This window comes from Pseudescherichia vulneris (genome assembly GCF_902164725.1).
GTDB lineage: Bacteria > Pseudomonadota > Gammaproteobacteria > Enterobacterales > Enterobacteriaceae > Pseudescherichia > Pseudescherichia vulneris.
In genome coordinates this window covers 2105514-2116472 of sequence record NZ_LR607338.1, presented here as the reverse complement: position 1 = coordinate 2116472, position 10959 = coordinate 2105514, and the positions used below count along the sequence as shown (strand labels likewise).

The 10959-nt window shown below is 57.2% G+C and carries 7 protein-coding genes and 1 pseudogene; 3 read left to right on the top strand and 5 right to left on the bottom strand.

Annotated elements, in window-relative coordinates; translation table 11 throughout:
* The 4 genes from wzz(fepE) to fes all read right to left on the bottom strand — a co-directional run.
* On the bottom strand, positions 1 to 1033 hold a 1033-nt coding region (gene wzz(fepE), locus FN633_RS09070; protein ID WP_154058876.1), incomplete at its 3' end, for an LPS O-antigen length regulator Wzz(fepE).
* A 138-nt stretch (positions 1034 to 1171) separates the two neighbouring features.
* Entirely contained in the window at positions 1172 to 5059 is a 3888-nt protein-coding gene (gene entF / locus FN633_RS09065) for an enterobactin non-ribosomal peptide synthetase EntF (protein ID WP_154057498.1), read from the bottom strand.
* A 10-nt stretch (positions 5060 to 5069) separates the two neighbouring features.
* Positions 5070 to 5273, bottom strand: coding sequence for an MbtH family protein (locus tag FN633_RS09060; protein ID WP_154057497.1), 204 nt, complete (start codon positions 5271 to 5273; stop codon positions 5070 to 5072).
* A gap of 27 nt (positions 5274 to 5300) precedes the next feature.
* Positions 5301 to 6521: an enterochelin esterase gene (gene fes, locus FN633_RS09055; RefSeq protein WP_154057496.1), complete on the bottom strand. Its 1221-nt coding sequence runs from the start codon at positions 6519 to 6521 to the stop codon at positions 5301 to 5303.
* 203 nt (positions 6522 to 6724) lie between these two features.
* Between fes and FN633_RS09050 the strand changes: the two genes are divergently transcribed.
* The 3 genes from FN633_RS09050 (at position 6725) to FN633_RS09040 (ending at position 10629) form a co-directional block, all read left to right on the top strand.
* Positions 6725 to 8947: a TonB-dependent siderophore receptor gene (locus FN633_RS09050; protein WP_154057495.1), complete on the top strand. Its 2223-nt coding sequence runs from the start codon at positions 6725 to 6727 to the stop codon at positions 8945 to 8947.
* A gap of 346 nt (positions 8948 to 9293) precedes the next feature.
* Entirely contained in the window at positions 9294 to 10178 is an 885-nt protein-coding gene (locus tag FN633_RS09045) for a winged helix-turn-helix domain-containing protein (RefSeq protein ID WP_154057494.1), read from the top strand.
* Positions 10156 to 10629: a hypothetical protein gene (locus FN633_RS09040; protein ID WP_154057493.1), complete on the top strand. Its 474-nt coding sequence runs from the start codon at positions 10156 to 10158 to the stop codon at positions 10627 to 10629. The genes FN633_RS09045 and FN633_RS09040 overlap by 23 nt, the downstream gene beginning before the upstream one ends.
* Here the strand turns inward: FN633_RS09040 and FN633_RS09035 are convergent.
* Positions 10626 to 10959: pseudogene (locus FN633_RS09035) on the bottom strand (flagellar hook-associated protein); the annotation flags it as partial. The gene FN633_RS09040 and the pseudogene FN633_RS09035 overlap by 4 nt on opposite strands.

The following is a 10959-nucleotide window of genomic DNA, read 5'->3' as shown; positions in this document are numbered from 1 at the left end:
CGGCAAAAATAATAATCAGTGCTTTGCCTTGGCCATCCTGCTTAATAGGCAGCGACGGGGAAAGTTGATATTTGAACGGGGAGAAAGCAATATCTTTTACATTAAGTTTTTGCAATTGCTCAACATGATATTCACGATTACGCAAATCGGCGTTGAGATCGGCAATATCCTTCAGCGATTTTTCAATCCGCAGCTTTTCCTGAATACCGTCCGCACCCAGCGTAATAGAGAAGTCCGGATCGTCATTCACCACCTGACCATTGCTATAGACTGGCTTTTTAATGCCCGCAGCGTTGGCCACTTCCAGCGAGTAATTCAGACGTTGGATCTTAATATCACGCTGGTTAGTCAGGCGAACGCGATCGAGATTCAGCTTCTCCTGCTCAAAGCGCGTTTTTAATGCCAGGGTAGTACGGATATTATCCGTGGTCTCGTTCACGACCTTCGCGGCGACATAATCGATATAGCCATCAAGGACTTCTCTCGCATCCTCTGGCGTTGAGGCAGAGAAGCTGAGTGTCCAGGAGGTAAAGGGCGCTTCAACGGGACTTTTTGGCGAAGCATTATCAACGATCTTCAGTTTTTCCGTCAGACGGACAACTGCGCGCTGAAACTCTAGCGAATCAGCATTAAGATCGGAATAGTGCGATTTAACATAGGGTGAGTTGCGGAAATACTCTTCCTGCAGAGACTGGGAGCTAAAATTCTTAATAAACTGACCAAAAACATCTACTGGCGTGACCGGCACCTCTATATCCAGTACTTGCAACTCCATCAGCGTTTGCTGAAGCGAGCGCCACTGGGTCTGTTCAGCAGGGGTAATAATGGCTTCACTGGTCCATTTCTGCGGCAGTACGAAAGAAACGAGAAGACCAAGCAGAGCAAACGCTGCGGCTATGGCGATAATCTGTTTTTTTGCTTCCCATAACACGTCAAGAAGCGTGAGAAGATCAATTTCGTGAGCACGATGAGGACCAACTGGATAGGGGCGTAGCTGCACCTCATTATCCTGTTTAATATCTAACGATGACATGTATAAACTCTACCCTGATTTGCTACGAAAGCAGTATTTACAATCCATGCTCCTATAATAGACCTTTATAAGATTAATCTGAACCAAGATTTGACTTTGGCTATCACGCCCACCAGATCTGGTAGGCGTAACGGTTTATTAATTAAGCAATCCTGATAATATTGGCCCAATAGAGACAAACGTCTTCGGTGAAATAATATCCACGTGGGCGCAGTCCTGACGATAGATATCTAGCGCAGTCACCCAGGGTGACCAGACCTGATGCGGATCCATCCCGGCTGGCAGCGTGCGTTCGGCAACAAACAGCGTCGCTTTACCCTCAAACCGCAGGCTATGGGCGGTAGTCAGCAGGCGAACCGCATCGCCATAGTTGCCCTCGATAGCGTTAAAAAGCTCACCTGACGCCTGCCCCTGCTGGGCAGCAAGGAACGCTTCCCGCTCGCGATCGATCTCCGCCAGCACCTCCGGATCGAGGCCGTTGGCCTCTTTTTCTGCCCAGTTCTGCGTCTCCGGCGGCCAGGTATCCAGCAGCCCAAGGAAAGCTACCGCTTCGCCACGCTGTTGTAGTCGGGCGGCGATCCCCTGCGCCAGCGTGCCACCGAGGGAGTAACCAAACAGGTAGTACGGGCCGTGCGGCTGCTGGGCGAGCAGCGTTTGCAGATGGGCGTCGCACACCTCATCCAGCGTGACGGCGGTGGCCATCGGCCCGGCTGGGCGCGGCGACTGAATACCCACAATCGACCAGCGTGGGCTGAGATAGCGCGCCAGCACGCTGAACTGCCAGGCAAAGCCGGAGGCCGGGTGGAAGCAGAACAGCGTCGGCCCGTGGCTTTCCCGCAGGGGCAGGATCGTCTCGTAACCCAGGTTTTCCAGTTGCCCATCCTCGACATCCGCCGCCAGCATCGCAGCCAGCTTCGCCACGCTGGAGGCCACCATCACCTGTCCCGGCGTCACCTGGCGCTCAAACGACTGGCTAAGCCGCGCCGCCAGCCGCATCGCCAGCAGCGAGTGGCCGCCAAGGGCAAAGAAGTCGGCGCTGACGTCCTCTACTTCGCAGGCCAGCAGCTCGGCAAACAGCGCGGCGATGGTCAGCTCAACTTCGCTTTCCGGTGCGCGTCCGCCTGATGCGACAGCAGGCGTCGGCAGCGGTAGCGCCTTGCGATCCAGCTTGCCGTTGGCGCTGAGTGGCAGCGCATCAAGCTGCACCAGCGCGGTGGGTACCATGTGCGGCGGCAGCTGCGCCTTCAGCTGTTCAATCAGCGCGGCACTCTCCAGCGGCTGGCCCGAGGCCGACACCAGGTAGCCCACCAGCTGGCGCGCATCGCCGCCGACCGCCGCCGCCTGGTTTAGCACGCAGGCGTGAGTAACCGCCTGGGCCACGTCCGGCAGCGCCTGCATAACAGCATCGATCTCTCCCAGCTCAATACGCTGGCCGCGAATTTTAAGCTGATCGTCGCTGCGCCCCAGGTACTCCACCGCACCGTTCGCCAGCCAGCGCGCCACGTCGCCGGTGCGGTACATCCGTTCGCCCGGCGCAAAGGGATCGGCAATAAAACGGCTGGCGGTCAGGTCGGGTCGCCCCAAATAGCCCTGCGCCAGCTGAATGCCGGTCAGGTAGAGATCCCCCGCCACGCCCGGCGGCACAGGCTGCATCATACCGTCCAGAATACGCAAACCGGTGTTCCAGACCGGATAGCCAATCGGCACGCTGGGCCCGGTGACCCCGGCCAACGCCTCGCCATAAGCCGGATACCAGCTGACATCTACCGCCGCTTCCGTCGGGCCGTAGAGATTATGCAGCGGCGCGCTGGTTAGGCTCTCCCACTCGCGGCAGAGATCCGTTGGCAGCGCTTCACCGCTGCAAAAGACATTGCGCAGCGTACGGCAGCTCTCCTGCGCCCTCTCCGGCGTCAGAGAGCCGACGAAAGCGGACAGCATCGAGGGGACAAAGTGGGTAGTGGTGACGCCGTAGCGGGCAAAAAAGGCCTGCAACGCCAGCGGATCGCGGTGCGCATCCGGCTCGGCCATCACCAGCTTCGCCCCGGCAATAAAGGGCCAGAAAAACTCCCACACCGAGACGTCAAAGCTGCACGGTGTCTTTTGCGCCACCACGTCCTGCGCGCTCAGCGGATAGCTCGCCTGCATCCACAGCAGACGGTTGACGATGGCCGTTTGCCCCACCATCACCCCTTTCGGGCGGCCCGTCGAGCCGGAGGTAAAGATGATATAGGCGGTGTGCTCTGGTTTTGAACGTGCCAGCGCAGGCGCGTTTGTTACCGGCAGCGGCGCGCTGTAGCAGAGATGGGCAAGCTGCGGGATCGCGCTAAACCGCGCCAGCTGATCTTCGGCGGTGATTAATAGCCGCGGCTGGGCATCCTCCAGCATCATATGCAGGCGGTCGTCCGGATAGCCGGTATCCAGCGGCAGCCAGGCAGCACCGGCCTCGACAATGGCGTGCAGAGCCAGGGTCAAGAAGACCGAACGCGGCAGCGCCACGGCGACACAGTCCCCTGGCCGCACGCCACGCTGGCGAAGCTCATCGGCCAGGGCGAGAACCTGCTCGCGCATCTCATGGTAGCTAAACTGCCAGCGGGCATCCGCCAGCGCCGGGGCATCCGGCGTTTTTTCGCTCTGGGCTGCCACAAGGGCGCTAAGGGTGGTGGCAGGCAGACTAACGCCGGTAGCGTTGATATGGTCAATCTTCTCCTGCTCCGCAGGCAGGATCAGCGCTGCCTCGCCGCAGCGCAGGGCCGGATTATCGGCGAACTGGCGCAGCAGCGCGTCTAGCCTGGCGGCATGGGTGCTTAACTCAGCCTCGTCGTAGCGGTGGCGATTGGCAAGGATCTCCACGGCAAGCCCGCCCTCCTCGTCTGGAATGAGCGCGATCTCCAGGTCGTTAACCGGCCCGGTTGCCAGGGTATGGGTTGTTCCCGCCGTTCCGTCAATGTCCAGCTGGTAATCAAACATCTTCACGTTGAATACCGGGCCAAACAGAGCGCGGTCGCCCGTTGCCTGTCCGCTGTCGCGTACGATCTGCTCGGCGTCATAGCGCTGATGGCGGCGCATCTTTTTCAGCCGCGCAGCTAGCTTCTGCGCCAGTGCGGCAAGGCTCTCTGCCGGGTCAACGTTCACCGCCAACGGCAGGACGTTGAGCACCGGGCCAGTGGCACAGAGCGCAGCGGAGCCCATTCGACGCATAAAGATAAACCCGGCGGCATAGTCCATGCGTCCGCACAGGCGGGCCAGCCAGAGGGAGACCAGCGCGAGAGCAAGATCCGTTGGCTGGCAGCTGCCGTTCTGTGCCGTAAGGCGGGAAAACGCCTGGGTATCAAGGCTCAGCTTCAGGCGAACAATGTCAGCGGTCGTGGCGCGTCCCGGCAACGGGCTGGCAGAGAGCGATACCGGCGGTGGCAGGCTCTGGCTTACCTCGCGCCACCAGGCCGCGTCCCGGCTATAGGCCTCGCTGTCGCGGTAGCGCTGATACTCCTCGACAACCTCGGAGAAAGGGGTAAAAGGCGATGCGGGGGTGGGCGCGCCGCGCCGCCACGCGGTATAGATGGCGGCGATATGGCGGGTAATGGCCGGGAAGCTGAAGCCATCCACCAGCAGGTGGTGATAGCGCTGATACCAGTACCAGCGGCGTTCTCCAAGGCGCAGCAACGCATGATGAACCAGCGGTTGCCCGCCGTCGACGCGCAGATTCTGGGCCAGATCGCCCTGCATAACGGCCAGCGCCGCCACATGGGGATCGGCGCTGTCACGCAGATCGTGGACAGCAGGCGGCATCAGCGGCATGGACTCATCGATCCACTGGAATACCTCCCCGCTATCCTCGACAAAGCGGCTACGCAGGGTGTCGGCATGGCGCATGCCGGTGACAATCGCCTCAGCGAGCAGGGCCTCATTCAGCTCGCCGTCGTCAATGACCACATAGTGGGCCACGCTCCAGGCGTTAGGTAATGTAGAGAGCGTTTCCGCCATCCAGATCCCGGTCTGGGCCGCGACCAGCGGCAGACGTTTCGACATAGGGTGCTCCTTAACGCGCATAATATGCAGGGGTGAGATTCTGCCACTGCGCCGCCAGCCAGGCGTAACACACTGACGGCGGCTGCGGGTCGGCAACTACGTGCCAGCCCTGCGGCAGAGCGCACTGCCGCGGCCACAGGCTATAGCACTGCTGCGCGTTTTGCAGAATGTAAAACTGACCCTCTGGATCGTCGAAGGGATTACTGAACTCCATACCACACTCCTGTCGTGGAAAAATGCTTTACGGCGCAGCCTGAAGCAGCGGCTGCCAGAGCGTCATGAGCCCTGCGGTTAGCCCGCCGCGCCAGCACAGCGCGTCGTGTCCGCCGTCGGTGGGACGCCAGAAGAGCGCCGCTGCCGTCGGCTGTAAAAGAGAGTAGAGCGTCTGGTTAACGCGGAAAATGAGTGGTTCACGGGTCCCCGCTTCCAGCACGATACGCAGATGCTGCGGCTGAAGCGTGCCGGTTTTTAGCTGTTCGATCACCACGCCATCCTGCTGCGCACCGCGGTGCGGCCACCAGTAGGAGCCGGACTGGCTCAGCACGCAACCGAAGCGCTCCGGCCAGTTTAGCCCGGCATAGAGCGCGGCCAGACCGCCAAAGCTCTGCCCGGCCACCACCGTGCGCGACGCCGCGTCGCTGAACGGGGCCAGGGCCTTAACCTGCGGGAGCAGCTCATCCTGTAACGCCTGCCAGAACACGGAGTTGCAGGGCAGCTCGCGGCCGCGCTGGGTGGTATCGATCGCGTCAACCAGCACGTACACCGCGGGCGGCAGCTTGCCTTCCCGGGTCAGGGCGGCCAGGGCGGGCCAGACGGGCATGCTCTCGGCCCAGAACTGGCCGTCCAGCAGCACCGCCAGCGGACGCTCGGTGACGTTCTCCTCGCCGGTGGTGTAGATCCAGACCCGACGTCTATTGCCCAACTGGCGGCTGCGCCAGGGAATGCAGATCGGGGGCGTATAAGGGGTATCCTGCGGTGCGTGCCAGCCCGGCTGCTCTGGCGCATCGGGCATCTCAAGGGCCGACACCGGATGGCCGCGCCCACCCCGCCACGACAGCGGATTGAGCGGATCGGCAACGGCATGGGCCAGCAGCCTGCGCCAGCCTTCGCGCAGGGCGATGCGATCCGGCACCTCGGTGCCGAACGCCGACTCGGCAAAATCCTGTGCATGTTCGGAGGGGATAAAGCAGTAGCTGCCGCGCCACTGCGCGTTAAGCGTGGTCTGCCAGAACCAGACGTCAGTACCGGGAACACGGCTTAGGGACTGCGGCCTGGCGTTTTGGTGATGATCGGTAACGCCGGTGATATAGATCCACACATGCTGGATAGAAGAAGTGGCTTCCGACCCCGCCGGATCGCGCCACCAGAAGGTGACCTGACATCGGTCATCACCCTCGCGGAACCACTCGGGCCCGTGTTTTGACTCCCACCAGGCATCGCTGCCCGTCGCTCGCATCGTCACCCTAATTAACCTCGTACTTATTGCGGTATTTTTTCAAATGTAAGAAAATTTATTGATAATATTATTGATAACTATTTGCATTTGCAATAGCGTATTGGCGCGCTGTGGGAAGCGCGTCTTTTACATAATCATGCCATTAACCGCGTGCGTGCAGGGAGCCAGGACGCGTCAGCGGTATTCTGGCGACAAAAACGGATAACACAATGAATAACAAGATTAAATCCCTGACCTTATTGGTCAATCTGGGCATTTACGGGGTAGCGCTACCGCTTCATGCAGAGGAGCCCCCTGCCGGGGATGACACTATCGTTGTTACCGCCGCCGAGCAGAATCTTCAGGCTCCCGGCGTCTCCACCATCACCGCCGATGAGATCCGCAAAAATCCGCCTGCCCGTGACGTCGCTGAAATTATTCGTACCATGCCGGGGGTTAACCTTACCGGTAACTCCACCAGCGGCCAGCGCGGCAACAGCCGTCAGATCGATATTCGCGGTATGGGCCCGGAAAACACGCTGATCCTGATCGACGGCAAGCCGGTCACTAGCCGCAACTCGGTGCGTCTGGGCTGGCGCGGCGAGCGTGATACCCGAGGCGATACCGGCTGGGTACCGCCGGAGATGATCGAGCGTATCGAAGTGATCCGTGGCCCGGCGGCGGCACGCTATGGTAACGGCGCGGCGGGCGGCGTGGTCAATATCATCACCAAGCAGTCGAAAAATGAGTGGCACGGGGCGTGGGATACCTACCTTAATGCGCCGGAGCATAAGTCCGAAGGGTCAACCAAGCGCACCAACTTTAACCTGACCGGCCCGCTGGGGGGTGATTTCAGTTTCCGCCTCTACGGCAACCTGGAGAAAACCCAGGCCGACGCCTGGGATATCAATAAAGGCCATGAATCCTTACGCACCGGCAGCTACGCTGGCACCATGCCGGCCGGGCGCGAAGGGGTGGAAAACAAAGATGTGAACGGTCAGCTGCGCTGGGATTTTGCCCCCATGAACTCGCTGGAGCTGGAGGCGGGCTACAGCCGTCAGGGTAACCTCTACGCGGGTGATACCCAGAACACCAACACCAACGCGCTGGTGAAAAAAAATTACGGTAAAGAGACCAACCGTCTCTATCGTCAAAACTACGCTCTGACCTGGAACGGCGGTTGGGATAACGGCGTCACCACTACCACCTACGCGCAGTACGAGCACACCCGCAACACGCGAAATAACGAAGGTTTGGCTGGCGGCACGGAGGGGATCTTCTCCGACGAGAACTTCTCCAATATCGACCTTGCCGACGTGCTGCTGCATAGCGAAGTCAACCTGCCGCTGGATCTGCTGGTAAACCAGACCCTGACCTTGGGCACCGAGTGGAATCAGCAGCGTATGAAGGATCTGGCATCCAACACCCAGTCGCTTACCGAAGGCGGCACCATTGCCGGGGTTAATCCTTCCAACCGCAGCCCCTACTCCCAGGCGGAGATCTTCTCGCTGTTTGCGGAAAATAACATGGAGCTGACCGACAGCACCATGCTGACGCCGGGCCTGCGTTTCGATCATCACACCATTGTGGGCGATAACTGGAGCCCGTCCCTGAACCTCTCCCAGGGGCTGACGGATGACATCACGCTGAAAATGGGTATCGCCCGCGCCTATAAGGCCCCGAGCCTGTATCAAACCAACCCGAACTACATCCTCTACAGCCGTGGCCAGGGCTGCTACGCCAGCGCAGGTGCCTGTTACCTGATGGGCAATGACGATCTGAAAGCGGAAACCAGCATCAATAAAGAGGTAGGTCTGGAATTCAAACGCGACGGCTGGCTGGCTGGCGTGACCTGGTTCCGCAACGACTACCGGGATAAAATTGAAGCGGGCTACTCGCCGATTGGCCGAGCATCTAAAGCCACGACGGACGTGTATCAGTGGGAAAACGTGCCTAAAGCGGTAGTAGAAGGCCTGGAAGGGACGCTGAACGTGCCGGTGACCGACACGGTAAACTGGACCAACAACCTGACCTACATGCTGCAAAGCAAGAACAAAACCACCGGCGACCGTCTCTCTATCATTCCGGAGTACACGCTGAACTCAACCCTGAGCTGGCAGATCCGTCAGGACCTCTCCGTGCAGTCTACCTTCACCTGGTACGGCAAGCAGCAGCCGAAGATCTACAACTACAAAGGCAACCGCGCCACGGGCAGCGAAACCGATGAGGTTAGCCCATACAGCATCGTTGGCCTGAGTGGCACGTGGGATGCGACTAAAAACGTCAGCCTGACGGCGGGGGTGGATAACGTCTTTGACAAACGTCAATGGCGCGAGGGCAATGCCCAGACTACGGGCAACGACACGACGAAATCCTATATGTATGGCGCAGGCGCAGCGACCTATAACGAACCGGGCCGCACCTGGTTTATGAGCGTAAATACTCACTTCTAATCATTAGCAGTACAGCAAAGTGCACCTCTTTTTAACAAGAGGTGCACGCGCTTGCCTTTTCTATTATCCTGATCCCTAATAGAGAAATGATAATTTACAATTTAAGAAAATTCTTAGATTGATCCATTATTGCACTTTCGCTACATTGCCCTCTTTTATCATATTTATACAGATCACGTTTTAACGCTTTAAAAAATAATCATTTATTAAACGCTGGTATTATTAGCAAAATTTAACAGGAAACACCCTTGTTAAATTTTGTTATAGAAATGATAAATAAATAATCAACCACAGCAAGGCTTAAGCACTGCTAATCTTTTTCTTTATCATCATTGAACTTTAAACTATGCAAATGCTCATAAATAAGTGGCGGCTTGACCCATCGCTGAATGCACTGGTTCATACTGAAACAGGTGAAGTTCAGCGCCTGGGTGAATTCCATTACATTCTGCTGGAAACATTGATCAACCACGCCGGGGAAGTATTATCACGCAATTTTCTTATCAATGCGGTTTGGAAAAATCGGGTGGTCGGTAATAACAGCCTGCCGACGGCGATCTACGCATTACGTGCTGCGCTGGGCGATGATGGCCGCTTACAAGAGATCATCAAAACGGTGCCCAAAAAAGGCTATGTTTTTAATAAAGATTTTATTACTTACCCTAACGAACCTTTGATAACCGAGACGGTTGATGAAAAGGATAACCAAGCACCGTCCCCAGGATTGCCTCATGCGCCGCCCTTAAGACGCCGACTCACGACTCTCCGATTAAAGAAAATTATCATTATCTCTGTTGCCCTTATCGGTTTGATATGCTTATTAATAAAATATCATCCCCAGCTTGCTCAGGGCAAAAAGGCCACTCCGTCTTTATCTAATCAAAGCGAATTAACGTTAAAAAATGAAACCAGTAAGGACTACTCACGTATCAGCATCTATCACCTGCACGCGGGTAACGATCCAGGTCATACGGCACAGCTGAAAAAGTATATGCCAGATGCGCTGCGCGCGATTAATGCTAAATTACAGGCTCAGCGGATGAATGCCGTTTTCTATTACAGTGAATCAGTTGCCAAACTGTCGATAAGTTTACTAATCCAGGATAACTGCCATCACCAATATCAATTAATGCTGGGTATAACAAATTGGCAGACCGGCATAAATAATTTGAATTCCGTTGTTTATCAGACCGTTGAGAAAACCATTAATGAAATACCAGTATGCCAGTAAACTTTTTTGCCTTTTAATATTCACAATGTCAATATTTAGCCTTTCGCTCTCAGCATCGGCTGCTATTATGCAAACCGACATGGTTTCTTATGATTTAGCCACGGCAAGCCAGCGTAGCTATACCCTTCACATGCTTCCTACGGTAGATGGCGCAAAAGTTACGCTGGAGGGTAAAGACACGGGCTACTCTCTATCAACGCTGGTCGTAAGCTGCTTTAATTCTCAGCAGCTCGCCAATTCGCAGGGATATCTATCGCTAAAAGGGCAAGAAATCCATCATGCCGATCCAGCTCTCTTACCGATTATCAACTTTACCCAAGATAATCGGCTGCGCGTTTCGATGGCACCTTTGGCGAACGCGCAATCGGTTCTGTTGGATAGAGACAGCCTTACCGTACTGGTCGTGGATCCCACCATGATGACGCTGGGTTCGGCGGGCTGTCAGCGCTAGCCAAGCAGGTTTTGCACCGTTAGCGCCGGAAGGTTAGCCTGACCGTTCACGGCCTGAACCAGCGTATCGTAGTGGTGGCAGGCCCAGGCGAGAGTCTGCCCCAGCGCGGCTGAGGCAGACGCTGCACTTTGCGTTTCGGGAAAACGCGCCATCACATCCATACGCTGGCGCGCTTTTTCCTGTGCTGACGCCAGCTGCTGGCGCTGCCCCCCCACCTGGTGGAGTACGCTCTGTACTATGCCCTGAAGGCCGTCACGCTGCCCACTTTCCAACGCGGTGCCTAACGCGTCGCAGAGTGATGGGCTGGCGTGAAGATCCAGCCGCCTGACA

What these genes read in the sequence shown, in the direction of transcription:
- entF (WP_154057498.1), bottom strand. Translation starts at nt 5,059, where the DNA reads ATGTCGAAACGTCTGCCGCTGGTCGCGGCCCAGACCGGGATCTGGATG.
- FN633_RS09060 (WP_154057497.1), bottom strand. Translation starts at nt 5,273, where the DNA reads ATGGAGTTCAGTAATCCCTTCGACGATCCAGAGGGTCAGTTTTACATT.
- FN633_RS09050 (WP_154057495.1), top strand. Translation starts at nt 6,725, where the DNA reads ATGAATAACAAGATTAAATCCCTGACCTTATTGGTCAATCTGGGCATT.
- FN633_RS09045 (WP_154057494.1), top strand. Translation starts at nt 9,294, where the DNA reads ATGCAAATGCTCATAAATAAGTGGCGGCTTGACCCATCGCTGAATGCA.
- FN633_RS09040 (WP_154057493.1), top strand. Translation starts at nt 10,156, where the DNA reads ATGAAATACCAGTATGCCAGTAAACTTTTTTGCCTTTTAATATTCACA.